Below are 26,445 nucleotides of genomic sequence, written 5' to 3'. Positions count from 1 at the left end.
TATGGATTTGACAATTTCTTTGGTTGCCTGTTAAATTGCCGGTATGAAAAATAAAATAAAAATAGATAAACCCTGCCGGAGTATGATTTCCGTACCCGGACACAAAGGGAAAATGCATGAAAAGGCTGTGGCTTCCAACGTTGACGTCATCATGCTGGACTTAGAAGACAGCGTGCCGGCAGATCAAAAAGAGGCGGCCCGTAAAACGGTTATTAATTCGCTTCTGTCTTTGGATTTTAACAAAAAACGCGTCAATCTTCGCATAAACAGGCTGGATACCCCTTTTGCCTACAAAGATTTGATTCTTGTGAGTGAGGCGGCCTGCGATCATATTGATACCATTGTGGTGCCCAAGGTGAACCATGAGGGGGACATCCATTTTGTGAGCCGGTTGCTGGACGGGGTTGAAACGGCATTGGGCCAAAAAAGGCCGCTCCGGATTCAGGCCTGTATCGAGACGGCCCAGGGACTTTTCCGGATTAAAGAAATTGCCCAGGCTGATTCCAGGCTTTCGTCCCTATCCTTTGGTATTGCCGATTACCAGGCCAGCATTGGTGCCGGTCTGGTCTCTTTGTCTGGCCACGGAGAAAATGAGGAACAGGTTTACCCCGGCCACCGGTGGCATTTTCAGATTAGTCGCATTGTCATGGCTGCCAAGGCCAATGGACTTGTGGCCCTGGATGCCCCCTATGGAAATTTTAGAGATCCCGACGGCCTGAAAAAATCAGCCGACCTGGCCAAGGCACTCGGGTGTGACGGCAAATGGGTGATCCATCCCGACCAGATCGATACGGTCAACCAGGTATTTACCCCTTCAGACGAAGAGATTCAACGGGCCAGGCAGATTCTGGAAGCAGCAGATGATCAGTCCCGGGGCGCTGTGGCGGTGGATGGGCGCATGGTAGACCTTGCCACTATCCGCATTGCACAAAGGGTTTGGGATCAGGCTGTTTTTCTTGGCCGGAATTAACCTTTTCCTCGGAACGGTCGTGCAAAAAATTTTGCGTTGTTCATGAATATGTGTGACTCAATTGGTTTAATTTATTTATAATTCCATAAAAAGACGGTCACGGCAACGCCGCCCAAAAGGATTAAAAGGCTACCGGCGATAAAGACGTAAGATACGCCGATCCAGTCGAGGATGAGTCCGGAAAGGATGGGTGAGACGATGAACCCCAGCCCCCAGGCTGCATCGTTGAGACTCATGATGGATGCCATCCCCATGGTCTGTCCCAGCCGGCCGGTGATGACCAGTCCGCCGGGCAGAGAGAGACCGTTGGCTATTCCCATCAGGATATTGAGTATCAGAATCGGGGTGAATCCGTTAACAAAGGGGATGCCCAGAACCGTTATGCCGGAGGCAAAGGTGCCTGCGATGATCAGGTGTTTGGGGTTGATTCGGTTGGCAAGTCTGCCGCTTATCCGTTGGAGAAAGGCAATCAAAAAGATGTTCATGGTCAAAATGATGCCGACCTGTGAACTGGATAAATCGATCTTCATGGCCAAAATGGGCAGAAATGTATAAACGGATCCCTGGCCGGAAGCGGCAAAAAAACGCATGATAAGGATTCCGGCGGCTGTCCTGTGGGCGATTATTTTTCTGACAGGATATGGTTTGAATCGTTTTATATGACTGAGATGCGATTTGTCCGAAGGGATGAAAACCGCCACCATCAGGGAGGTCATCAAGGCCAGGCCGCCCATGATGTAAAAAGCGGCGTTAAACCCGAGGGTATCCCGGATAATGCCGCCCATGGCCGGGCCGAAACCGAGACCGAGCATAATGGCCATGTTCAATGTTCCCATGTATAGCCCCAGTTTTTGGGGCGGTGCAATGTCCGCAGTCAGGGCCATGGCCACCGGCACCACCAGAAGAGAGGCAGTGCCGTGAAGCAGCCTGATCAGGATCAGGGTTTCCGCATTTTCCGGCAGCACATAAAAAATAGAGAGAACCGCATAGATCAGCAGGCCGGATGCAATGAACCGTTTTCTGCCCCATTTATCCGATATCGATCCGCTGAGCGGGCTTAAAAGGGTTCTGGAAATGTTGAAGCTGGCAACGATGAGTCCGACCAAAAATCCCCCGGCCCCAAGTTCCACTGCGTAAACCGGAATCAAGGGCCAGATGATGCCGAGCCCCATCATCGCCACCCCCACGGCAGCAGACAGGATAAAAAGAATAGCGGATTTTTTCATAAAATGCGGCAAGGAAACCCCTGAGTCTTCAGCTCAGGGGAGGAATTGCCGCCCTCCTTATAATAATTTAGTAGTCCAGGTACCGGACCTTAGCACGTCGTATTGTAGGAATAACCGTCAGATGCATGAAGCAGGCTGCAATATTTCCAGCTAATGCCCTGTACTGTTTTGTCCACTGTTTTAATGTTAAATGATCCGCTTTTTCTGACAGCGACACGCCCGATGTACGTTCCGACCTTTTTACCGGAAGTGACAACCGCCTTGACGATGTCGCCCGTCTGAAACCCTTTGACTTTTTTCTCAGTTGACTTTGCTGTTGTCCGGGGGAATCCAAACTTGTTTACCCTGCACATCTGTCTTGAGCCATGACCGTTTGCTTTTACAATCAACACGGCCTTATCGATCTGAAAAATCTTTTCAGGTGTGCTTTCCCCGACACAGGCCGCATCGAGCCAATGCGTTTTGTGAAGTCCCCTGGTCGTCCGGTTGAATTTTGTCAGACCGCCGGAGCCGGTTTCAACCGGCAGTCCGGTTTTTTTCAAGGTACGGAACAAGTCCCATCGGGTCGCATTGACGGCGCCCGCATCCTTGAGCGGCACTTTGGACTGCTTTTGAATTCGCTTCAACAGTCGCGGTTTCCTTGAAAGGAACTGTTCGAGTGACTTGTTCCCCTTCTTCCTGTTGCACGCCGTACAGGCCAGTGTCAGATTGCTGACTCTGTTGGAACCGCCTTTCGATTTCGGCACGATATGTTCAATCTCCAACGGGATATCTGTTTTTCCGCAGTAGTAGGCACACGTTCTGTCCCATTTTTCCAGAAGGTATTCCCGTACCTCATACCCCATGAGTTCCCCCTGCTGATACGCGACACCTGATATTTCGGGATTCTGTATTTTCTGCATGTCAAACCGAACCAACTCCATTGAAATTGCCTGAATATTGCAAAACCGGCACAACCGGTTGACCCAAGTTTCGATATTGTGAACCCGGCTTTTTAATGAAGGCGGCAGCCATCCTTCCGCCCTGGTCCGGTTATCAAAGCGCGGTTTTCGGTATCGTGTTTTCCGGTTTCTCCGGGATCTTCTGATGGCTCGTCTTGATTCCAGATTATTTTTGATCTGCTGGCCTCGATGTTTCAGTTCCATGGCAAAAACAATCTCTCCGGAATCGTCGTTAATCACGGCAATTCCGGTCTCTCTACTGCCCGGATCAATCTTGATCCGCAATGGGTTTGATGCCACGTCCAAGACGTTCTCTTTCAAAATGAATGACGTTGATCAGAATTTAATTATAAAAGCTGCAGGAAGTAAAGTGCCATTGTCTGAGATTTATTGGGGTGTTGAGTTTTAAACAAGGATAGACTCACTTGTGAGTGAATGGAAACGGTATAATTGCAAAGAATTTGCTCAGTAATTTCTTTAATATCAGCCTTGAAGTTCTCAAATCGGTATTTCGGGAATGTTTACTGTCTTTATAATTGTGAAAAGGTTTGCAAGGGCACTCAGAGAAAGAAAAAACAAAACGACGTAGCACCTTATTTTCCAAAATTTAAGATTTGCTTGATTTTCTTTAATCATATCTTCAGCTTCTTGGAATCTTTTTTCGGCCTCCCGACATCGTGTTTCAACTTCAGAGTTTCTGATAATTCCGCCTTGACATTTTCAATGCAGCCTTTTTAAAATATTTAAAAGTGTGGTGTCAATGTCATAGGCCGCTGGGTAAACCCTAATCCATTGATAATCATACCGGCAATGGCTTCTCCTGTGGATATATTCTCTTTGTCATCTTCTCACAGGACGATATGGTGCCTGTTTCCAAACTTAGGCAATAATACCATGAAATACTAGTGACTATAAATGAGAAAACGTTCGGAGCTGGGCCGGGCTTTCTCAATGAGATACTTTACATGCAGTTCTTCAATTTCTGATTTTACCCGATGGATGCTATATTCACCCTCAAAGATCCTCAAGAAGAATTCAGCATCGCCGGACTCATCAATCAACACAGCAACGGTGTGCTGCTCATATATGTCCTGCAGGTCTTTTTTTAACCATTGGTCGATCATTGGCAACCTCTCTGGATCTCTTCAAACGTTGTCAGCCACGCATCAAAAAGAGGACATGCGCTTCGAATTTTTTCTATGCCGATCTCTTTGGCAATGGTTATGCCCATGGTGGTTTTTAGAAACTTCCCATTGTCTGACCAGGCATCCAGGCGCTTGGAAGGAGCCGTCCGGGGATTATTGTTGATTTCTTCAGGAGAGCCGCACGCTGAAATAACCGTGGCCACGTTAGATTCATCGACCCCCAGTTGTCCGGCAAGAATCCCGGCATCGCTGAAAAGCAGTGCCTCAAATTCATGCACTGCGACAAAAGGTATAAATCTGCGTTCTGCCTGCTGGTCAGAAAAAAGCGAGATAACCTGTGCCCTGGTCGCCTCATTGATCGTCCCGGCAATTTGCGCAGGGAGCGCATTCGGGGGCACCAGATCAAGTCCAGGCCATTCTTTGGTGCCATAGTAATCAATAAAAGTCGTAACATAGGTGTCATCACGTTGTTTTAGATGGTTTTCCAGATCCCGCCGGACACGGGAGAAACGGACATCCCCGCCCTTTTGTCCGGGCTTTGATACCTGTGTGGCACGCATCCCTATATTTTTATGCCCGATATAGGGTGCTAAAATCCGCTCAATAAAAATTTGCTCTGTCCTGCCCTCCACAATGGCAATCACCTCAATGTAATTACTCATACACCGGCCCCCCGGCAATAACGTTCTTTGACCAGAGTTCGCCCACGGAGTAATCGTCCAGCCATGCTGAAAAGTCTTTTTCCTTAAGCCGTTCAAAAGTTGATGCACCATCCTGACGGTTTATCACGATGATATCTTCAATACCAAATTGATCGATAAGCGCAGGAGACTGGGTTGCCACAATAACTTGGGTTTGTTTTGAGGCCGCCTGTATCAGTTCAGCAAGCACCACGATTGCGGCCGGATGCAGGCCCAATTCGGGTTCATCAATGATAATGGTTGAAGGCGGGCTTGGTTGCAACAGTGCCGTGGCAAGGCAGATAAAGCGGATAGAACCGTCCGAAAGATGATAGGGCTGCATGGGAAAGTCCGACCCTTTCTGGGACCAGCTCAGGCGAACCTTTTCCGCTTCACCAAGTCTCTGCACATCCAGCCGGAAGTCATCAAAAAAAGGAATGACCAAACGGACCGCATCAACAATTTTTTTATAATAGCCGGCAAAGTAATCATCATTTTTAAGGTGCAACAGGAACGGTGCAATATTTGCCTCATCTCCCCTTAGTTTATGATAATCTTCCACAATCTCCGAACGGCGCATGGGGGAACGATCTCCGGTGTCATGAAAATGATAAACCATCCAATTGGAGATGGATTCATAAACGAAATGCCCTACGCCGTTCCATTCACCATTCATAGATTTTTCATTACGCATATCATACAAGCGGCTTTCTTTGGACGGGCCGCCATAAGGGCGCCAGTTTGTATTTATATATTTGCGTTCTTCACTGATCAGGAATTCCTCATCTGCCGTTGGGGTAAGCTCAAACTTGTATGAATTAGAACCGTCGGAAAAACTGCTGAGAGACGCAAACTCAAACTCCATATTGATTGATTGAGTGACTTTAGGACCGTTAAAAAGAAAATTATCAGCGCCCCCGCGTTCAAGAATAAATTTGCTGAAATTTTTTTGTGTCATGGCCATCAACATGCGGAAAATCTGGACAAAGTTACTCTTCCCTGCACCATTGGCACCAATGATCACATTCAGGTCACCCAGTTTGAATTCATTGAGTTCCTTAATGGATTTGAAGCCTTTTACTGTTAATTTATCTAATGCGCCCCTCATTCTCAACTCTCCATTATCAATTATCAATTGAAACTTACCAGTCTAAAGTCTAAAGTGGACCCCATGTCAAGACCGATTTTCTCTTTTTTTAAGCTACATTCTCGACAGTCGTAAGTTCTCTGGATTTAAATACCAAAATATATCAATAGGTTATAAAATTTATGGCTTTTTTAACAAAATTTTTTGGCATTCTGTGCCAACGTCATGCCAACTTTTATGCCAAATCCGGAAGAAAACAGGTTGAAGTTTTATGCGCATAAATAACAAATACCATAAAAACAGCTATATACAACCTATGAGAACTTACGACTGTCGGAAAAAGTTTTACAAAAAACATCGTCCAATCGCCTTTTGTCGTCCAAGTCATATGATTTCAAGTGGTTATGTGGGATTTTGCCAAAATTGAGGTTTTCCACAATTTTTAATTTGGCCGGACTTTAGAAAAAACAGCCAAAAAACTGGCTGGAAATCTGGGCTGTAGAAATAAGAGCGGAAAACTTTTTTGGCACTATTTGGGATAGGGTTTTCAAGAGCTAACTAGTTGAACTTATAAATAAAAATGGCGGAAGCACATGGGAATCGAACCCACCCGGGACGGTATTAGCGCCCCACATCGGATTTGAAGTCCGAGGGCCCCACCAGTGAGCCGCGTGCTTCCGGAGACTATATAAAGTATTAGTTCGGTGTTTGTCAATTTGTTTTAAAATGCTGTCTAAAAATTAAGGATTGCAGCCGATTCATCCCAACAAATATGCGCATTTCAGATGTTTGTTTTCTTTCCGGCATTACATTCTTCAAGCATCGGTTTTTTGACCATGGGGTGAATTTCGTTCCAGGACATACACCGAAACAAGTTGTCATGTCTAGTACACTTCCGGTTCCAGGGCTTATGGACCAATGCTGTGTGTACCCCCATGTCACGGGCCAGGAACATGGCCATCTCCGGGGAATCTTCCACGGCCAGATCGTAATTCATCATAGATAGCTCCTGTTTTGAAATGGCCAGGGACATGTCATTTCCGGGGCGGTTGTATTTATCCACCATGATGAATCCCCTGAAAGGCACATCATGCCTTTTAAGCCAGGCCAGGGTCGCTTCTTGGGCCGAGGTGGGACGTCCTGTTACAATATCAATGATGTGCCCCATATCCACCCAGGTCTTCAGGGTTTGAACCGCCCCTTCCACCGGCTTAAATTCCATGAGAAAATCAGTCTGATGAACCAGGTCGAAAAAATATTGAAACTCATTATCCGTCAGCTGAAAACAATGTTTTAAGTCAAAACCGGTCAAGTCTTCAAGCGTCACGGTCTTACCGAACTCGTGGGCCACAACATCCGGATACGTTTCCGTGGTTCGGGATACGACATCATCCACATCCACATAGATCTTCTTGGATTGAAAACCGTTCACCTGTATACCCTTTTCTGTTACATATTCAACTTGTCATTATCTTTCTTTCAAGGTTTTTAGCAGAATATCAGATGTTTTGCAAAATTAATTGCTCAAAAGAGTGTTACAACTTTTACTATAAAAACAATTAAATATAGAGTATAAGAATTTCCAGTACCCAGTACCGAACAGCCCGCCCAAAGGGCGCTAATTTAAGAGTATAGGAATTTCCATTTCCCAGTACCCAGTACCCAGTACCCAGCACCCAGCACCCAGCACCCAGCACCTAACAGCCCGCCCAAAGGGCGCTAATTTAAAATTCCAGCTTGATGAAATGCCGGGAACCTGATTCAATAGGCCCATGAAAATTGCAAATATAAAAACACCTGATTTAAATATCCCTTTTTTTGAAGCGTTACCCGGCCAGTTCTGGTGCATTCTGGGCCAAAATCGGTCCGGGATTGACAATTTTTTTAATCTATTGTCTCCAGGCCACGCAAAAATTCCGGATGCTGAAATCTGCCTGCCCAAAGAGATGGGAATTTTTTCCTTTGCAGGTCAGCAGGAGGTATTTGAACAGGAACTCAAAAATGACGATACCGATTTTATGGACTGTCTGGACCCGGGCACGTTGGCCCGGGACTTTATTCATGATCCGGATAAATACACAGATATGATCCGCGCCTTTGACATGGATCATGTCCTGGACCAGGGGTATCGGCAGTTATCTACGGGCCAGACAAGAAAATTGCTGCTATTGTCCAGGATCTCATCGGGTAGTCAATGGCTGTTGATACAGTCCCCTTTTGACGGCCTGGACAAGGCGGGGTGCGGACAGCTTGATCTGGCACTGGATCATTGCAGGGTTTGCGGAATGGGTATTTTGGCGTTTGTTTATGATTCCGGAGATATCCCCGCCGGCGCCACCCACATTGCGGTTATTGAAAATGGGCACATACCCCTTAAAGGCGCTCGACAGGACATATTAACCAGGCTTTCTGAATTGCGGGGGCAGATCAATTTTTCAGCAGACATCAATGATCTAAAATCTGCAAAAAGCGCTTTTTCCCAAGATGTTGTCTCCGGAGAAACGCCGCATTCAAAGGAATTGGTCAAACTTGAGGATGGGCATGCAGGGTATTCGGGCAAGTCTGTTTTTTCTCATCTTGACTTGTGCATCACCCCGGGCGACCATACCCTGGTGTCAGGTCCTAACGGTTGCGGCAAATCAACCCTGCTGCAGGTGATCACAGGCGATCATCCTGCTTGTTACAGGAATCGGTTGTGGATATTCGGCATCCGCCGGGGTACCGGGGAGTCCATCTGGGAACTGAAAAAAAGGATGGGCATTGTCAGCACCGATCTTCACCGCAACTATCGGGTGGCCGGCAGCGTCCTGGACTGTGTGATCTCCGGTCTTTATGACACCATTGGCCTGTACCGGCGTCCCGGGCCTGAAGACGAAAAAAAAGCCATGGCCTGGCTGGAACGTATCTGGCTGGCAGATAGAGCAAAAATCCCTTTCCGTACCCTTTCCTATGCAGATCAGCGCCTGGCGCTTATTGCCCGGGCACTGATAAAACTGCCCGATCTTCTGGTTCTGGACGAACCCACCCATGGGCTGGATCGGGCGAATCGCAATGCTGTTCTGGATTTTTTAGGTCAGGTGGCCACGGAAGAATTAAGCACCATTTTATACGTCAGTCACAGGGAAGATGAATTCAGGGACTTTTTTGTCTCCCACCTTCGTATGGGAAATTAGGGGGTGAAAGATAGTTCACGAAGTTCGCTTTTCTTGGTTTTTTCCAAACATCTGTGGTAATAATTTGATCAGATTTTTCAATCCGATAACGTCTAAAAGGACAAAAAAATGAACAAAAAAGTGATCACAATATGTCTTGTCGCCTGCAGTATTGTTGCAGGACTCTTGTTAATCCCGGTATCCGGCATAGTGGCCCAGGATAACGGCCGCGCTCAACTGACCCTGAATGGCGGGCGCCAAGGCCCGGTCCCCTTTAATCATCAACTTCACCAGGCCATTGTTGAGGAGTGCGCCGTTTGTCACAAGGATTTTGGGAAAAAAACGGGGGCTTTGGATGAGGCAAAGAAAACAGGTGCGCTTAAAGCAAAACAGGTGATGTATAAAACCTGTATGGCCTGTCATCGAGCAAAAAAGAGAGCCGGGGAAAAATTCGGTCCCATCAGTTGCAGTGCCTGCCACGCTTGACAGGCGTGCCGGAGATACCACCTCAACCTTTAAAGGAGCGTGTCTAATGAAAGCCACAAAAGCTTCTATTATTATACTGACAGGTCTTCTATCCCTTTGTTTTACAATCCCGGTATTTGCGGATTCATACACCAGTGCGATTCGTGTGTTTAAGAAGGCCAAGGCGGTCCAGCCCTTTTTTAATAACTGCTATGGATATGCGGTATTCCCCACAGTAGGCAAGGGCGGCATTGTTGTCGGAGGCGCATATGGCCAAGGCCGGGTTTATCAGGGTGGTCTGATCACCGGCACTGCCACCATTTCCAAAATTACCGTTGGGTTTCAGCTGGGCGGACAGGCCTTTTCCGAAATCATTTTTTTCCAGGACAAACGCGCCTATGATGAATTTACCGACGGGGCATATGAATTTGATGCCTCGATTTCAGCCGTAGTGGTTACAGCAGGGATCCAGGCCAAGGCCGGCAGTCAAGGCGGCAGCGCCGGGGCCAGTGCCGGTCCGGCCACAGGCGTTCAGGCAGAAATCGGATATTATAAAGGGATGGCTGTATTTATCCACGCCAAAGGCGGCCTGATGTATGAAGCCGCTATTGGCGGGCAGAGATTTGACGTAAGACTTTTCAAGTAACAGGCATGGGACGGCCTGATTTATCAAAATTTATACTCAACCCACAATGAAAATTGAGCTGCGTCCGGAAAACCCCGCTTTCAGGCCTCAGACCTATGGTTTTGACGATATCATGATCCAGGGAAAGGTGATCGGCATTATCCGCTCCGTCCAGGTTATGGGAGGGGAATAAGCCGGTGGATCGATTGTGTGCAGGTACCAGCGGTTACTCTTATGCGGAATGGGTGGAAGCTGGGGTTTATCCGGCGGGTACCCATGCGGCCGGCATGTTGCCGGCGTATGCCGGGATGTTTAAGGCCACAGAACTTAACTACACCTGGTACCAGATGCCCAAGGCCCGATCCCTGGCGCGAATGGCAGCCCAGGTGCCTGAAGGGTTCAAATTCAGCGTCAAGCTCACCCGTACCATGACTCATGAGGTGGATAAAACCGGATGGATCCGGGAGGTGCTGACGTTCCGCCAGGGCATTGCCCCCCTGGAAACCACGGATCGCCTTTTGTGTGTATTGGTCCAGCTGCCGCCTTATTTCACGCGCACTCCGGAACGCCGAAGCTACCTGGCAGCCTTGCTGGATGAGCTTGCAGGCCTGCCCGTAGCCGTTGAATTCCGGCATCCTTCCTGGGTCCATGACAAGGTATTTTATGAATTTGAACGGCGGGCAATCACCCTGGTGACCGTAGATGGTCCGGATCTGCCCAACCTGTTCCCAAGGCTGGATATTGTAACCAACCGCCGGCTTTTCTACCTGCGGCTGCACGGCAGAAACAGCCAGGGCTGGCGCTCCGGCAAGATGCAAAAACAATTTGACTACAATTACAGCGAAACCGAACTAAAGGCCCTTGCCGAAACCATTTCCAACACCCTTGATTCTGCCGCAGACACAGGCGCCGTCTTTTTCAACAACCACGTCAGGGGGCAGGCGCCCAATAACTGCCGGCGACTGCTCAAGATACTCGGTGCCCACCCATGAGACCCCGGTTCATCATTCATTTGAACATTGCGGATTTTGCCGCCCCTTGGACAGGGCCTGATCTTTTTGACCTCGTCTGTATTTACTTTCCGGCCAAGTGGAAAATGAATAGTAGCAATCAGATTAACGGTCAGACAGATGCGTTGCATTTAATATAAAAATACAATTATGTGTTTTAAGAGTATAGGAATTCCCCAGCACCCAGCACCCAGCACCCACTACCCACTACCTACCAGCCCGCCCAAAGAGCGCTAATTTAAAGACCGCTCTTTCTCTCAAGATCTGAATTCATCCCTGATATAGTTTAGACTTCGGATATCTGAATTATACTTAGGATATATCTATGAAAAAACATTTTTGTCGTATATCTTGGTTTTTTATTTACATTTTTGCAATTTAAAAATTTTTATTTTTTATGGTAACTTGCTGGGTTGCATTTTATTGTCCTTTAATTTCAAATTTTTAGATTTATATGGTTACGTATATTTACTGGATTGGTCTAATATTTGCTTTATTTAAGAAATAATAAATTGATTAGTATGTATTTGCAAAAATTTTATTTTTTGCCGAGTACCGAAGTTAACCATTATCTTTATTAACCCGAAAAAAGGAAAATATGATGTTTAGACACTGTGTACTTATTGTTGGTTTTATCCTGTTAAAGGTATGTCCAGCCCTGGCCGGAGAAGGCACCATTGATTCCGGAGATACCGCATGGGTAACCATGTCTACAGCCCTTGTCATGATGATGACACCGGCTGGTCTGGCCCTGTTTTATGGCGGTATGTCACGATACAAAAATTTGCTGAACACCATTGCCATGACCCTTGTGGCGTATTGCCTGGCATCGGTGGTCTGGGTGGCCTGGGGATATTCGCTGGCCTTTGGAGAAAGCAACTCTCTTTTCATCGGCAATTTGAGTCATCTGTTTTTATCCGGCATTGACATTAATTCGGTATCAGGCTCCATTCCCACCCTGATTTTTGTTCTGTTCCAGTTGACCTTTGCCTGCATTTCCATTGCCATCGTATTAGGTGCTGTCGTGGACAGGATGAAATTTTCTTCATGGATAATATTTACCATCCTGTGGGTGACATTTGTTTATGCACCTGTATGCAACTGGGCATGGGGTGGGGGATGGATGCATCACATTGGTGCCCTGGATTTTGCCGGCGGCAATGTTGTTCACATCAATGCCGGTGTATCAGGCCTGGTTCTGGCTTTGGTCCTAGGTAAACGCAATGGCTACGGAAAAGACGTCATGATTCCCTCGTCGGTGGCATTTACTGCCCTGGGTGCAGGGCTTCTGTGGTTTGGGTGGTTTGGCTTCAATGCAGGCAGTGAACTGGCAGCCGACGGCGTAGCCGCATCCGCATTCATGGTCACCAACACGGCCGCATCCATTGCAGGGCTTGCCTGGTTGTTCGCTGAGTGGAAGATCTCAGGAAAGCCCACGGTTCTCGGACTTGCTTCCGGCGCTGTGGCCGGCTTAGTGGGTATCACACCGGCAGCAGGATTTGTTTCCCTTGGCGGTGCATTTGTCATTGGCGCAGTTGCCGGCGTTTTAGGATATATAGGTGTTGCCGTCATTAAGCAGAGACTTGGATATGACGACTCCCTTGATGCCTTCGGAATCCATGGCATTTGCGGCATCTGGGGTGCCCTGGCTACCGGCCTTTTTGCCACACCGGCAGTGACGGAAGGGGCGGTGGGTCTTTTTTACGGCAATACAAAACAGTTGGGCATCCAGCTTCTCTCCGTTATCGGCACCGCAGCCTTTGCAGCCATTGCCACACTGATCGTTATTTATATTACCAAGGCTCTCACCGGCGGGATCAGGGTGGATCCGGAAGATGAACTATCCGGTCTTGATAATGCCATTCACGGCGAACGCGGTTTTGAGATTGAATAAAGACAATAAGATTACGGGTAAAGTGTAAGGGCGCCATTCATGGCCCTTACATCGTCCCAAGTAAAACGTAGCAAGATGCAAAAGCCCCGGAATGTTCTTTTCCGGCCTTTTGCTGTCAAGACGCTTTAAAAAAGTATTGACATAAATTTAAAATTCGATTAGAGTTCATGGCTCATGGGCCCAGGTAGCTCAGTCGGTAGAGCAGGGGACTGAAAATCCCCGTGTCAGCAGTTCAATTCTGTTCCTGGGCACCATTTACATTACATATATTGGCATACACGTCCCCATCGTCTAGCCCGGTCCAGGACACAGGCCTTTCACGCCTGCGACAGGGGTTCGAATCCCCTTGGGGACGCCACTTAAAAATAAAAGCTTTCGGCATTTTGCCGGAAGCTTTTTTGGTTTGTGGACACAAAAATTTTGGTGTTATTCTTTCACAGCCCTTTTAAGGAGGACCTTGATCATTCTTTCGGCCACGTATTAGGAAGGGGCAGATTCCATATCTGCCCTGTTCGGGGCGGATATGGAATCCGCCCCTATAGTTTGGACCAAACAATCCGGGAGGTTCAGTTTTAGAAATAAAAAAAGGGCTGGTTAAAAACCAGCCCCTTTAATCAATTATACAGCTTAAATGCTATTTTCTGTTGGCGTAATCTGCATAGCCCATGGCAACCGTACGGTAGACAATGTGGGCCAATTTTGAATACGGCAGAAATGCAAACAAATTGAAAATGGCAATCAGATGAATCCAGTAAAAGAAGTAAGAAAGCCATGCAACTTCAGCCAGGCGTGTCATCTCCGCGAGCATACCGGAAACGCCTAAGGCAAAGACAATACCAAGAATGAACCAGTCTTTATACGTTGTGACCTGTTCCTTATTGGTAAGTCTGCTCTTGATCATCAAGCCTGACCCGATGACCAGGGCAACACCTGCGATATTGGCAAGCCATTTAATGGGGTTAAGCTGGGGATAAGGTCCGGCATAACCGCCTACGTAAAGCATGATGCCGCATACTGCAGTTACAATAAAAAGGCCGATAAAGGCAAAAAGTACCATCATATGCGGGGTGGCACGCTCTTTATTGGTTCCGCACTGGGTGAATTTGTCATGTTTTAATATCATGGGTATGACATTTTTAATAGACATTAAAAGCGCTTTGTAATCAAGGCTGGTCTTGTCTGTTTTGCCTTCAAGTACCGCATTGTCATGAACATCGACAATGAAACGTTTCAAGCCAAGAAAGAAGACAACTGTCACAAAAATAGACAAGGGAACAAAGGTCATATCCACAAACCAGGTGGATACAAAGTTGGCATGGGCGATAACATGTTCTGCGCCTTCATGGGCATGGGACCAGTGAAGACGTCCACCAAGGGCATCGCCGAACAGGAAATGGAAAATTTTTTCCATGGTGCCGCCGAAGCCCATTGTGATAATGGCAAGCAGCGCAAACCAGGCCGCCGGGATCCCAAGCATAAGCGGCAGTTTGGACGGATCGTTCACGGCCTTGGCAAGAGATTTTGGGGTTGCGTATTCAGTAATGGCGGCAGAGCGGACCGCGGCCAGTACATCACCTGGGGCTGCACCCCGGGGACACATATCCGTGCAGTCACCGCAATTGTGGCACAGCCAGATGTCTCCGTTGCTGATCAGTTTGTCTTTAAGACCCCATGAAGCAGCAATCATTTCCTTTCTGGGGAAGGGGCTGTTTTCAGGTGCGATGGGGCAGGCCACGGAACATGTGGCGCATTGGTAACATTTTTTCAGGGTTTCTCCACCAAGACCTCTGATTTCAGCAATGAATTCCAGATCTGGTTGGGGAATATAATTGGCACTCATAGTAGATACCTCCATTAAGTTTGTATGCCGCGATTAGAAACCTTTGAACGGGTTCGGGCCAAGTGCGTCCACTTCTTCAACAAAGTCGTTGATGATCTGAGGCAGTTTGTCATATTCATCAATGGCGACTTCCACAAATGCCACACGTTCTTCTTCAAGGGCCAGTGACGCGAGTGCATCACCGATTTTTTTCACACGGACTTCAGCAAGTTCTGAACCTTTGACAAAATGGCACTGGTAATCATCGCCGTGCTTACAGCCGATGAGGATAACGCCGTCAAGACCCTGGGCCAAGGCGTCCTTAATCCAGATGGTGTTCACGGAACCCAGGCAGCGAACCGGAATCACCCGGACGTCAGGAGAGTAGTCCACGCGGTTCATGCCTACCATGTCAAATGCAGGGTATGCATCATTTTCACATACCAGGGCCAGAAAACGCAGGGGCGGTTCACTGTAATCGTCCTCAGACGGAACACTGATGGCCTTGACCTGGGAACCGATACTGTCAATGGTATAATCGGCAAACGAGATAATCCGTTCGGGACAGGCACCCATGCAGGTACCGCAACGGCGGCAGCGGGTGGGATTGGCTTTTGGGGTTCCTCTCTCATCATCATCCAGGGCGCCGAAGGGGCATTCAACGGTGCAGCGTTTGCACTGTGTGCATCTCTGGAAGAAAAAGTCAGGATAAGTCAAGTCACCGGAACGGGGGTGAACCGCCATGCCGCGGTTAGCGCTTTCAATACATTGAATCGCTTTCAGTGCTGCACCGGTTGCGTCTTCCATGGACTCTTCAATAGTCATGGCCCGACGGACGGTACCCGCAGCGTAAATACCGGTTCTCTGGGTTTCATAGGGAAAGCAGATATAATTTGAATCCGCATACTGGCCGAAAATATCGTTATCCCTGAAGCCGGGACCCTGGCGGTAGGCCAGGTTGATAACCGGGTCGTCCTTGGTGACCGGAACCATACCGCTTGCCACAACAACCAGGTCGGCTTTAAGCACCAGATTGTCACCCAGCAGGGTGTTTTGGGCTGTTACCATCAGTTCTGAACTCATGGCTGTAACATCGGTGACGGCACCCTTGGTCATGAAAATACCGTCATCCTGCTGCATGGCTTTGTAGAAATATTCCTGCAGACCTGGGGTTCTCATGTGCTGGTAAATGACATAGGCCTTGCCGTCAGCATAGTCTTCCCTGACATAACGGGCTTGTTTTAAAGCCACCATGGAGGTTACGGAACCGGTGTATTCAAAATCGCTGTCGTCTTCATCTTTTCCGGCAGACTGGATAAATACAACTCTTTTGGCTTCCTTGCCGTCGGAGGGACGCAGAATTTTGCCCTTGGCGGCAATCATTTCAAATTCGTGATTGGTGATCACATCAGGATTTCCCACAGACAGATGCGCGTATGCCTCGCCTTCAAGGACATCAGGCCGCCAGCCCGCAGCCAGAACAACTGCGCCGTAAAGTTCTCCGTCCGGGTCAAGGGAAAGGATGTCTTCTTTGCCTTCATTGTATTTCAGATATTTTTCATGGGCAGCGTCGGCATCCAGTTCTTTGCCGCTTTCATCCACCAGCTCTTCAGGGGGCAGCGGAAAGGGGACGTCAAAGGGAATTTTTTCATCGGGTTTTTTGATGGTTACCGTGAACTCACCGGGCTGACCGGCAATACGTGCCACAAGGCTGTTGGTTCTTACATCTATGTTGGTGTTACCCTCAACTTCCTGGACAAGTGCGTCAACCACCGGCGCCTGAAGCGTTTCAAAGGGTAGCTGAACAGGGGTCTGGTTGCGAAGCTTGGCTGCATACCCGCCAATGGCTGCCTCTTTTTCTACGATGGTAACCTCATAACCGGCTTTGGCTGCATCAAGTGCTGCAGACATACCGGTTACGCCACCACCGATAACCAGCACCTTTTTGGAAAAGGACTCTGTCTGGTAAGGCTCTGGTAGATCAACCTTTTCCAGGCGGATCATACCCATTTTAATATAATCTTCAGCCTTCATTTGAACCCGGTCAAAGTGTTCGCCATCATCTTTCTGGTCTTCGGCCAGGGCAGGATAAGTTTCCCGGGAATGGGGCCATACCACGCCTTCTCTTAAGTTGGCCCGTTCAATAATGCATCCGGGGAAGTTAAATACATCAAAGTTCACTCGGCGGGAACAAGCGCCGATAACCATGGCGTTGACCTTGCCTTCGTCAATATCCTTTTGAATAAGTTCAACACCTGCTTTGGAGCACAGGAATGGATGGGTGGTGCAGTTGAGACCCTCTTCCTCAGGGACACCTGTTAACGCTTCCATGTCAAGTGTATCACCGATACCACAGCCTGTGCATATATATACGCCGTATTTTTTATCCATGGTTTGTTACCTCCTCAGAGTCTGAATGGCTTTAAGGGCCATGCCGGTTGCATTCTGGTTGGATGTCACAACATCGGCCGGTTTATTGGCACACCCTGCTGCAAACAGGCCGCCTTTGGAAAAATCATTGATAATAAAGCCTTCTTCATCAAAGGTCAGATCAGCTGTGGGCTTATCAATGGCACAGGTAGGCTGCATTCCGGTGGCCAGCACCAACATATCAACGGTTTGCCTGATTTTGTCCCCGGAGATGGTATCTTCGGCCACGAGATTTATGTTGCCGGTACCGCTCTCTTCACTGACTTCGGCAACCTTTCCTTTTACGAAAAATACGTTTTCATCTTCTTTGAGTTTGGCATAGAAGTTTTCGTATTTTCTGCCTGGGGTCCGCAGGTCAATGTAATAGATGTAAATTTTTGCATCGGGATATTGCTCTCTGATATATGTGGCATGTTTTAAGGATGCCATGCAGCAGATATATGAGCAGTAGGGCAGATGATTTTCATCCCTGGAACCTGCACATTGGGCAAAGGCAATGGTTTCCGGTGCCTTGTCGTCGGACGGGCGGATGATTTTACCTTCAGTGGGGCCGTTGGAAGAGGCTAAACGTTCCAGCATCATGTTGGTGATGATGTTCTGGTAGCGGCCAAAACCAAGATTGTCTATGCGGGTGGCATCATAGGGCTGCCATCCGGTGGCAAATACAACGGCACCGACCTTCAGGTCAAATGTGCTTTCCTGCATTGAAAAATCAACGGCGTTGTATTTGCAGGCTTCCTTGACCTTTTCCCGGTCTTCCGTGCCCATGGCAGGATCCATGACATACCGTTGGGGATAGGCCATGTTGTGGGGCAGGTATGCGGCTTTGCGCCGATCCATGCCAAAGTTGAATTCATTGCTGATTTCAGTTTCGCACACCTTTTCACATTCACCACAGCAGGTGCAGTTGCTGTTCACATAACGGGGTGAAGTTTTTACGGTGACGGTGTAATCCCCGGGCGTGCCGTCAACGTTCTGTACCTCGGAAAGTGTGTAAACCTTGATGCTGTTGTTGTCTTTGAGGCGTCTGTAATTGATTTCAAGGCCGCATGTAGGCGGGCAGAGTTTAGGGAAGTAGTGTTTAAGCTGGGAAACTCTTCCGCCAAGGGATGCTTCCTTCTCAATCAGGAAGACTTCGTAGCCCACTTCGGCAGCTTCCAAAGCGGTTGTCAGACCGCTGATTCCACCACCAACCACCATAATGCTTCCACTTACCGGGGCTGAATTTTCTGTAGTCATGCTGTCCCTCCGTGCATTTAAGTTGTGTAGTTGTGTTGTGTATAGGTTCAAAATCTTTGTATGCCGGATCCTGACAAAACCAATTATATCCGGTTTAAGCCCGGGGCCGGCATCCTGTTCTCCTTATTTGCAAGAGTGCAAATTAACAATACTGCAAATTACCCTATAAATCGTTTGCTTGCAACCTTGCAAAAAAGGAGACAGGGCCGGACAGGCATAATCTGAAAAACCTCCAGGCACCGGTAAGCCGGCACCTGGAGGTTCATATCAAGACATCCTTAGGTTAAAACGTCTTACCCTACTAGTCGGAGATAATTTTATGGTAGGGTTCTTTTTTCAGGGTCCACTCGTTGGTCTTCTTATCATAAGAAGAGTTAACAAAGCAGAACCATTCTTCGTCATTCTGGCCCATGAAGTCGCCTCTGTAGTAGAAGCCGGGGAAGCGGGATTCTTCACGGAACTGGATGTGACGGGTATGCGCCTGAACAGTGTAGAGACGATGGATAATTTCCCATGCTCTAAGCAGTTCATGCAGGTCGCCGGCAGCAATTTTCTCAAGGTCTTCACGGAACATTTCGAACAGGTCCATGAGAACTTCAAGGGATTTGCCGTTGGTCATGTACATAGAACCTGTACCAGCACCATACTCATTGGTCATTTTCATCAGACGCATAGCCATGCCTGCAGGTTTGCAGTATTTGGGGTTAACGTCTGTAGCTGTGGTGTATTCGCAGTTATCCAGGTAGTTGTATACCGGATAGTAAACCATGTCGACCAGTTCCTGATCAGTTTCAGCAAAACCGGTAACCTTGTCGCCTTCGGCTTTCAGGTACTGAAGCATGGATTTTGCAATGATACGGCCTTCTGCATGGGAACCGGAGGAGAACTTATGACCGGAGCAACCAACGCCGTCACCGGCAGTGAACAGACCGCGACATGTGGTCATTCTGTTGTAACCCCATTTGTAGGAATCAGGTACCCAGTCTTCTTCCGGACCGGAACACCAGATGCCGCAGCAACCGGAGTGAGACCCCAGCAGGTACGGTTCGGTGGGCATAATTTCTGAGTCTTTTTTCTCGGGCTCAGTGTTGGTAGCACACCACAGACCAGCCTGACCAACGGACATGTCAAGGAAATCTTCCCAAGCTTCTGACTCAAGATGTTTCAGCTCTTTTTTGTCCATGGTTTCACCAAGCGCAGCAAGGGCTTTGGTGGTTTCCATGATGATGGGACCACGGCCTTCTTTGTATTCTTTCATCATCAGATGGTTACGCAGACAGGTCGGTGTTACGGCAGCCGTTCCGTAAGGCGCATATTTTTCAAGCTCTTTTTTGGTTTCTTCGTTACCGGCATAGAATTCACCAAGGCCGTTAACGACTTTTGCTTTAAACAGCAGGAACCATGCACCAACAGGGCCGTAACCATCTTTAAAACGGGCCGGGGTGAAACGGTTTTCCATCATGGACAGTTCAGCACCGGCTCTAAGCGCCATGGTGTAGGTGGAACCGGCATTCCATACGGGATACCATGCACGGCCTTTACCTTCAGCAACGGAACGGGGCTGGTAGATGTTGACCGCGCCACCGCAGGCAACCATGATAACTTTTGCGTTGATGATGTAAACTTTGTTTTCACGTACGGAGAAACCAACCGCACCGGCAGCTCTTTTGGGATCATCTTTGTCGTTGAGAATTTCAACGATGAAAACCCTTTCCAGGATATTTTCGTCACCAAGGGCTTTTTTACCGGCTTCAGCAACGATTCTCTTGTAGGATTCACCGTTGATCATGATCTGCCATTTACCGGTACGAACGGGCGTAGCACCCTCTTTCAGGGTACCCATTTTCTGGCCTTTTTTACCGTCCATGTTTTTACCGTCATCGGTTTTTTTCCAGATGGGAAGTCCCCATTCTTCAAACAGATGTACGGAATCATCAACGTGACGGCCAAGGTCAAAGATCAAGTCTTCACGAACAATACCCATCAGGTCATTACGAACCATGCGGACATAATCCTCAGGTTTGTTTTCACCGATGTAGGTGTTGATGGCGGACAGACCCTGGGCAACAGCGCCGGACCGTTCAAGAGCGGCTTTGTCAACGAGCAGGATTTTGGTGTCGTCATCAGCCCATTTTTTGATTTCAAATGCAGTACCGCAGGCAGCCATACCACCGCCGATGATCAGCACATCAACGTCTCTTTTTTCTACCTCTGGCTCTCTGACAATTTTAAGTTCACCAGCAGGTTTGTTAGGTAATGCCATTATATACCTCCAAAAAAAATTTATAAGTATCAGAAATTAAGTTTAAGCAACCTATGCCAGCTCGGTGGGAGCAACCAGTTCATAACCGTCTGCTTCCTGAGTGGAAAGCAGGCCGGAACTCAGGTCTTTACCCTTCAGATCTTCATAAGCATTGGCTTCGCCTTCGGGAGTGGTTCTGATGGGGAATTTAAAGCGTTTTACAACGCCGTTTCTGAACTTACAGGTCCACATAATGTCCTCAGTACCCATCATGGGCTGTACGGAAGCGCCCATGGGTACGAAGTCAGAGTAACCTCTTACTTCAATGGCCTGGGAGGGGCATATTTTTACGCAAGAGTAGCATTCCCAGCACTGATCCGGTTCTTGGTTGTAAGCTTTCATTTCATTCGCATCCAGAACCATCAGGTCATTGGGGCAGATGTACATGCATGCGGTTTTGTCCCCGCCTTTACAGCCGTCACATTTTTCTGCGATTACAAAAGATGGCATTTAAAATACCTCCATAAATGTAGGTTAATCATAATTGCACAAATATCGTTGTGCGATAATTTGTATCTATCCAGATTAAGGCCTGTCAAAAAATTCAAAAGGCCTGTAATTTAAAACACTTGGCTCCCGAGAGGATAGGCTGAGTCCATTTCAAATTTCATTCAATAAGCCTTTTCCTCAGAACAAATGATATGGGAATAACACCCTGACAAGGTCTGTGTCAAGAAAATTAAAAAAAAATGATTTAATGATTTCTTCAATTTTTTTGAATGATTATTGTTTCGACAATATATATGCTTGGTGAGGCGCTAAAACACTATATCTTGTGAATGCATGCATTAAAATCATCTGGAAAAATTGGTTGTATCCTGTTAGGTTACCTGCCGGTTTATTAGAAACCGGAGACAAGATACAAGAAACAAGAGAACGAAGCACCTGTGGCGCCTATTTCAGCCCTGTATTGTTGGTGTCTTTAGTTTCATTGTTTGTTGTGGGCTTGCAGTCCATGTCGGTTTATATTGATCCGGTATCTACCGTAATTTTAAAATCATAAAGGAAAAAATAATGAATGATGAAATGTTGCCTGTGGCCTTGGATGATCTTATGCAATTCAACTGCAGTTCGGATAACCCTTGCTTTAATCAATGCTGCAGGGATTTGAATCAGGTATTGACGCCCTATGATATTCTGAGAATGAAAAATGCCGTAAATCTGCCGTCCCGACAGTTTCTGCGGGAATATACATCCCGGCATACCGGGCCCGGCTCCGGTTTGCCGGTGCTTACCTTTAAGACCAATCCAGCTACCGGTCATGCCTGCCCTTTTGTTACGGATTCAGGCTGTGCCGTATATAATGACCGCCCTGCATCATGCCGCATGTATCCCTTGGCCCGGGCCATTGTAAAGGACAGAGCCACCGGGAAGAATGTCGAGTATTTTGCCTTGATTGAAGAAGCGCACTGCAAAGGATTTGGTGATCAAAGTAACAAAACGGTGGCCCAGTGGCTCAACAGCCAGGATGTGGACGAGCATAACGCGCAAAATGATAAAATTCTTGAACTGATCAGCCTTAAAAACCAGATCCGGCCCGGAAAACTTGAAAGCGCTGAAGAAGATATTTTTTACATGGCTTTATATGATCTGGATAATTTTAAAATTGAGATTCAGGAGAAAGGACTTCTTGCTTCAATGGACCTGCCCGGAGAATATGTGGAAAAGATTGTGGCTGATGATTTAAGTTTGCTTGATTTCGGTATTGCCTGGATAAAATACCAGTTATTCGGCAAAGATTTGGAGATTCAGGACTGAAAATTATGGAAATCAACGGAAAAACGGCGCTGGTGCTTGGGGCGGTCAAGGGGATTGGCAAAGGTATTGGTCTTGACCTTGCCCGGCAGGGGGCAAATCTTATCCTCACCCGCCATGACTGGCCGGATGCCTTCTGTGATATGGCGGCGGAGTTTAAAAATACAGGCGCTCAACACCATATAATAAATGCTGATCTGCGTAAAATCGATGACATAGACCGCTTGGCAACGTTTATAAAAGAGCGGTATGGACGTCTGGATATTCTGGTGAACAATATTGAACGTGGTGGATGGCCTACGGTTCACGGGGCATATGTTGAAACGCAGTGGGATCTGGAGATTGAAACAACGCTTAAAGCCAAACGTTGGATTTTTGAAGCGGTGTTCCCTTTGATGAAGGCCGGTGATGATGCCATTGTCATTAATATTTCTTCTGTTGCGGCCATAACCGGAAGATCCGGCCCTGCTGCCCTGGTTTTCAATGAGGGATATTCAGCCGCCAACCGTGGGATTCGCATACTTACCGAAACATGGGCCCGGATGGGGGCACCTTCGGTGCGGGTGAATGAATTAATGCTGGGTATTTTTGAAACCCGCCATGCCCAGGGTACCCGGGGGTGGCGGGAGGTACTGACGGATGCGGAAAAACGTTCCCTGGTAGACCATACCCTGACAGGTCGGACCGGCCGGATTTCCGATGTTGTCAACGCTGTAAATTTTATTATCAAAGATGCCCCTTATATGACCGGCGCCACCCTGCGTATAGATGGTGGATTTGTTCTGGGCGGTGCATCAGTACCCCCTATGCCCCAGGGTATCGTTTGATCTTGCTTGTCTAATCCTTTCCAGTGTCTTTTGTTTTTGAGGCTGGAATGTGTATTTAAAAAATTGATTATTATGTTCAATTTTTTTTAATATGTGCTTTGGGTCAGTCCATCGACGTGGTATAGTCGCCACCGTATGCGACAGATTCTTAAACGCTTGTTTCAATTTTTAAGGATCTGTGTGCAATACCTGATCATTGAGTAATATCCTTGTCAAACAGGTCTATGGAGGTATGCGATTGACATTAAGGCAACTTGAACTATTTCTTGCGCTTGTGAAAACACCCCATTTAAGTCAGGTGGCCAACGATTTCGGTTTGACCCAGTCGGCGGTATCCATGTCCATAAAGTCACTTGAAGAGACACTCGGAAAACTATTGTTCGACCGTATCCACAAACGTCTGGTGGTCAATGAAAACGGGCGCTATTTTTTCAGGATGGTGGAACCCCTTGTTTTTGGCCTGCGGGAAAGCGAGTCCATGTTCAGGGATCAGGACCTGGTGGGAGATATCAAGGTGGGTGCCAGTTCATCCATTGCCAACTATATCCTGCCTCAGATTATTTATGAGTTTGCCGAGCTGTATGAAGGGGTTCGTGTAGAAAAAATAACCGGCAATACCATAGAGATCGGCAAGCTTATTGAAGACGGTGATGTGGATATCGGGTTTGTTGAAGCCGACTACAACAGCACCGAAATCGAGCGGGAGGTGTTGGGCCTTGATGAACTCTATGTGGTGACGGGTGATCCGGACCTTGTTCGCGACGAAGATTACTGCATGGACGCGCTTTTATCAAAACGCTGGATTCTCCGGGAGGAGGGGTCCGGTACCCGGGAGGTTTTCCTTTATCATATAGAAAAGTACAAGAAACGATTTAAGCCTTTTCTTGAGGTAGGTCATACGGAAGCTGTGAAATCGGTGCTTGGAAATAAGGGGACGGTAAGTTGCCTGTCCAGGATTTCCGTAATGAACGAGTTGTTGTCCGGTCAGTTGTTTCGTCTGAAAATAAAAGATTTTAAATTTTCCCGGTCCTTTTATACCATCTGGCATAAAAATAAATATTTTTCATCGGTTCTTCAGGCGTTTCTATATTATACAAAGGAGCGTTATAAGGCGGTGTATGAAAATCAGGTTCATGCCCATTAACTAAGGCCCATAATCAAAAGATTCTGAATCCACAAAGATTTGGGCAATGGTTTTTTTAATTTTTCCGGTTTTACCTGTCAGCTGCCTGAAGTTCATTTCAATGATCGCCATCTGTTTATAAAAGGGGGTCCGGTCAAAAGGGATATATTCATGGCCGTCAAATTTTCCGGCATCACAACCCGGTCCTTTTATAACATTAAATCCGGGTTTGTGAAGCTCATGGGGCAGTCCGTGCAATCGGCAGATCATTGGCCGGAAGTTGTAAAGGCTGCACATATTCTTTTTCAGCAGGGGGCAGGGGATTTTTTGGGATGCCGGCCGGCTGTGATTATTTGCAGGGCCGGAAAAGGTTTGACGGCAGTAGTCACGGCTGAGCGCTAACACCTGCATTTGGTCTTTACGGGGTAATGTCTGCAATCCAAATTCTAGAAAAGATGCTTCTGCATGGGTGTGGTGAAAAAAAAGGGACAGACAGCAGTTGTCTGTACAGCCGTTGCATTGAAATCCATATTGTTGTGCAACCTGATTCCATGCGTTATCCATGTCTTGGTAAAGCTGGATCAGGGGTGAAAAATATTCCGGGGTATTTGTCATGGGTCTTATACCAGTGGGTTAGGAAAAAACAGATGCGCGTATAATTTAAGTGCGTACCGGTCTGTCATGGAGGCAATGACATCACACACCGAGCGTTTCAGTTTATTTTTTGTCGAATCCCATGGGGCCATTTCCATTTTTTCCAGTTCTTTTTGCATTTCGTCGGGATTTTCCATGAAGTAGTTGTAAAGACCGATAATTACTTTTTTGGCCTTCACAAATTCTCCATGAACCGCCGGGGAGCGATAGACTTTTTCAAAGAGAAATTTTCTTAGGATTGTCATGGCTTCCATGGTTTCCTCACCCATGCTTAAAATGATTTCTCCATTTTGGGGTCCGCTGTTGTAAACCAACTGCTCCATCATTGTAGATGCGCGGGCGGAGTGAGTTGTACCAAGCTTTCGGGTGCAGATGTCAGGCACCTCATCCCTGGAGATGACCTTACCCCGCAAGGCATCATCAAGGTCATGGTTCAGGTAGGCAATGATGTCGGCAACCCGTACGATTCGCCCTTCAATGGTAGACGCGGTTTGACCGGGCGTAGCTGGAATAATATTGCCGAATCCTTTCGAATGTTTAAGGATACCATCTCTGACCTGGGTGGTAAGGTTCAGACCTTTTCCTCTGTTTTCCAGCACATCGACCACCCTTAAACTCTGATCGGCATGGGTAAAGCCCGAGGCGTGTACCTGTATCAGGGCCGTTTCTCCGGCATGACCAAAAGGCGTATGTCCTAAATCATGGCCAAGGGCAACCGCTTCGGCAAGATCCTCGTTCAGGCGCATGGCCCGGGCAATATTCCTTGCCGTTTCAGAAACCTCAAGGGTGTGAGTAAGCCGGGTCCGGTAATGGTCTCCTAACGGCGATAGAAACACCTGGGTTTTGTATTTCAAACGCCTGAAGGCATTGGAGTATACAATTCGGTCCCGGTCCAGCTGAAAAGGGGTTCTGATGTTGCCGGGGGTAAGTTCAGGGTGTCGGCGTTCACCGCTGGTGCTGGGGGTGCCGTATCTTGACAGGAACTTGTGCTCCCGTTGCTGGAAGGTTTCCCGGATACTGGGATTCTGTTTTATTTTGGCGTTTATTGTATTCATCAAAATAGTATTGAAATAAAATAAAAATAAAATTAAATACAGCTTT

At 47.5% G+C, this 26,445-nt stretch carries 23 protein-coding genes, 3 tRNA genes and 1 pseudogene; 12 read left to right on the top strand and 15 right to left on the bottom strand.

The annotated features are described in order from the left end of the window. Positions 1-43: 43 nt before the first annotated feature. On the top strand, positions 44-970 hold the full coding sequence (locus HXW94_RS01900) for an HpcH/HpaI aldolase/citrate lyase family protein (protein WP_178365206.1): 927 nt from the start codon (positions 44-46) through the stop codon (positions 968-970). Between the two features lie 71 nt (positions 971-1,041). Here HXW94_RS01900 and HXW94_RS01895 read toward each other — a convergent pair whose 3' ends face one another. From HXW94_RS01895 to HXW94_RS01860, 8 genes and pseudogenes are all read right to left on the bottom strand, one after another. Next, entirely contained in the window at positions 1,042-2,208 is a 1,167-nt protein-coding gene (locus tag HXW94_RS01895; protein WP_246293692.1) for an MFS transporter, read from the bottom strand. Positions 2,209-2,285: 77 nt separating this feature from the next. Continuing rightward, positions 2,286-3,458, bottom strand: a complete 1,173-nt coding sequence (gene iscB, locus HXW94_RS01890; protein ID WP_281357786.1) for an RNA-guided endonuclease IscB — start codon at positions 3,456-3,458, stop codon at positions 2,286-2,288. Positions 3,459-3,883: 425 nt separating this feature from the next. Then, positions 3,884-3,979 (bottom strand): annotated as a pseudogene (locus tag HXW94_RS01885) (DUF4277 domain-containing protein); the annotation flags it as partial. 60 nt (positions 3,980-4,039) lie between these two features. Then, positions 4,040-4,261: a hypothetical protein gene (locus HXW94_RS01880; protein ID WP_178365205.1), complete on the bottom strand. Its 222-nt coding sequence runs from the start codon at positions 4,259-4,261 to the stop codon at positions 4,040-4,042. Continuing rightward, positions 4,258-4,944, bottom strand: a complete 687-nt coding sequence (locus HXW94_RS01875) for a DUF4276 family protein (protein WP_178365204.1) — start codon at positions 4,942-4,944, stop codon at positions 4,258-4,260. The genes HXW94_RS01880 and HXW94_RS01875 overlap by 4 nt, the downstream gene beginning before the upstream one ends. Beyond that, complete coding sequence (locus HXW94_RS01870; protein ID WP_178365203.1) at positions 4,937-6,070, bottom strand: AAA family ATPase; 1,134 nt, start codon at positions 6,068-6,070, stop codon at positions 4,937-4,939. Before HXW94_RS01870 ends, HXW94_RS01875 begins: the two co-directional genes overlap by 8 nt. Before the next feature lie 560 nt (positions 6,071-6,630). Further along, positions 6,631-6,728, bottom strand: a tRNA-Sec gene (locus tag HXW94_RS01865). 102 nt (positions 6,729-6,830) lie between these two features. Further along, on the bottom strand, positions 6,831-7,481 hold the full coding sequence (locus tag HXW94_RS01860) for a 5' nucleotidase, NT5C type (RefSeq protein WP_178365202.1): 651 nt from the start codon (positions 7,479-7,481) through the stop codon (positions 6,831-6,833). Between the two features lie 340 nt (positions 7,482-7,821). Here HXW94_RS01860 and HXW94_RS01855 point away from each other — a divergent pair, with 340 nt between their 5' ends. The 8 genes from HXW94_RS01855 (at position 7,822) to HXW94_RS01820 (ending at position 13,553) form a co-directional block, all read left to right on the top strand. Then, on the top strand, positions 7,822-9,222 hold the full coding sequence (locus tag HXW94_RS01855) for an ATP-binding cassette domain-containing protein (RefSeq protein ID WP_178365201.1): 1,401 nt from the start codon (positions 7,822-7,824) through the stop codon (positions 9,220-9,222). Between the two features lie 108 nt (positions 9,223-9,330). Beyond that, positions 9,331-9,687 carry a cytochrome c3 family protein gene (locus HXW94_RS01850; RefSeq protein WP_178365200.1) on the top strand — a complete coding sequence of 119 codons (357 nt, stop codon included), beginning with the start codon at positions 9,331-9,333 and terminating at the stop codon, positions 9,685-9,687. Positions 9,688-9,733: 46 nt separating this feature from the next. Further along, on the top strand, positions 9,734-10,312 hold the full coding sequence (locus HXW94_RS01845; RefSeq protein WP_178365199.1) for a lipid-binding SYLF domain-containing protein: 579 nt from the start codon (positions 9,734-9,736) through the stop codon (positions 10,310-10,312). Positions 10,313-10,358: 46 nt separating this feature from the next. Then, positions 10,359-10,484: a LexA family protein gene (locus HXW94_RS19765; protein WP_281357785.1), complete on the top strand. Its 126-nt coding sequence runs from the start codon at positions 10,359-10,361 to the stop codon at positions 10,482-10,484. Positions 10,485-10,488: 4 nt separating this feature from the next. Beyond that, a complete protein-coding gene (locus HXW94_RS01835) occupies positions 10,489-11,283 on the top strand; it encodes a DUF72 domain-containing protein (RefSeq protein WP_178365198.1) in 795 nt (264 codons plus the stop codon). A 616-nt stretch (positions 11,284-11,899) separates the two neighbouring features. Next, positions 11,900-13,195, top strand: a complete 1,296-nt coding sequence (locus tag HXW94_RS01830; RefSeq protein WP_178365197.1) for an ammonium transporter — start codon at positions 11,900-11,902, stop codon at positions 13,193-13,195. 178 nt (positions 13,196-13,373) lie between these two features. Further along, positions 13,374-13,449 (top strand) — tRNA-Phe (locus tag HXW94_RS01825). 26 nt (positions 13,450-13,475) lie between these two features. Continuing rightward, positions 13,476-13,553: transfer RNA gene (locus tag HXW94_RS01820), tRNA-Glu, on the top strand. Positions 13,554-13,829: 276 nt separating this feature from the next. On the opposite strand, the gene qmoC is transcribed toward HXW94_RS01820, so the two are convergent. The 5 genes from qmoC to aprB all read right to left on the bottom strand — a co-directional run bounded on the left by qmoC (position 13,830) and on the right by aprB (position 21,435). Further along, positions 13,830-15,035: a quinone-interacting membrane-bound oxidoreductase complex subunit QmoC gene (qmoC, locus tag HXW94_RS01815; RefSeq protein WP_178365196.1), complete on the bottom strand. Its 1,206-nt coding sequence runs from the start codon at positions 15,033-15,035 to the stop codon at positions 13,830-13,832. Positions 15,036-15,068: 33 nt separating this feature from the next. Next, positions 15,069-17,405: an FAD-dependent oxidoreductase gene (locus HXW94_RS01810; protein ID WP_178365195.1), complete on the bottom strand. Its 2,337-nt coding sequence runs from the start codon at positions 17,403-17,405 to the stop codon at positions 15,069-15,071. A gap of 6 nt (positions 17,406-17,411) precedes the next feature. After that, a complete protein-coding gene (locus tag HXW94_RS01805; RefSeq protein ID WP_178365194.1) occupies positions 17,412-18,683 on the bottom strand; it encodes a CoB--CoM heterodisulfide reductase iron-sulfur subunit A family protein in 1,272 nt (423 codons plus the stop codon). Positions 18,684-18,984: 301 nt separating this feature from the next. After that, a complete protein-coding gene (gene aprA / locus HXW94_RS01800; RefSeq protein ID WP_178365193.1) occupies positions 18,985-20,946 on the bottom strand; it encodes an adenylyl-sulfate reductase subunit alpha in 1,962 nt (653 codons plus the stop codon). A 51-nt stretch (positions 20,947-20,997) separates the two neighbouring features. Then, positions 20,998-21,435 carry an adenylyl-sulfate reductase subunit beta gene (gene aprB / locus HXW94_RS01795; RefSeq protein WP_178365192.1) on the bottom strand — a complete coding sequence of 146 codons (438 nt, stop codon included), beginning with the start codon at positions 21,433-21,435 and terminating at the stop codon, positions 20,998-21,000. A gap of 564 nt (positions 21,436-21,999) precedes the next feature. Between aprB and HXW94_RS01790 the strand changes: the two genes are divergently transcribed. The 3 genes from HXW94_RS01790 to HXW94_RS01780 all read left to right on the top strand — a co-directional run bounded on the left by HXW94_RS01790 (position 22,000) and on the right by HXW94_RS01780 (position 24,711). Beyond that, on the top strand, positions 22,000-22,743 hold the full coding sequence (locus tag HXW94_RS01790; protein ID WP_178365191.1) for a YkgJ family cysteine cluster protein: 744 nt from the start codon (positions 22,000-22,002) through the stop codon (positions 22,741-22,743). Between the two features lie 5 nt (positions 22,744-22,748). Beyond that, a complete protein-coding gene (locus HXW94_RS01785; protein ID WP_178365190.1) occupies positions 22,749-23,567 on the top strand; it encodes an SDR family NAD(P)-dependent oxidoreductase in 819 nt (272 codons plus the stop codon). A 232-nt stretch (positions 23,568-23,799) separates the two neighbouring features. Continuing rightward, complete coding sequence (locus tag HXW94_RS01780; protein ID WP_246293691.1) at positions 23,800-24,711, top strand: LysR substrate-binding domain-containing protein; 912 nt, start codon at positions 23,800-23,802, stop codon at positions 24,709-24,711. On the opposite strand, the gene HXW94_RS01775 is transcribed toward HXW94_RS01780, so the two are convergent. Continuing rightward, complete coding sequence (locus tag HXW94_RS01775) at positions 24,712-25,305, bottom strand: YkgJ family cysteine cluster protein (protein ID WP_178365189.1); 594 nt, start codon at positions 25,303-25,305, stop codon at positions 24,712-24,714. It abuts the gene before it with no gap. 5 nt (positions 25,306-25,310) lie between these two features. Next, a complete protein-coding gene (locus HXW94_RS01770; protein ID WP_178365188.1) occupies positions 25,311-26,399 on the bottom strand; it encodes a deoxyguanosinetriphosphate triphosphohydrolase in 1,089 nt (362 codons plus the stop codon). Positions 26,400-26,445 lie beyond the last annotated feature (46 nt).

This window comes from Desulfobacter latus, from assembly GCF_013389365.1.
Taxonomy (GTDB): Bacteria; Desulfobacterota; Desulfobacteria; order Desulfobacterales; family Desulfobacteraceae; genus Desulfobacter; species Desulfobacter latus.
This window is presented reverse-complemented; position numbering and strand designations above follow the sequence as displayed.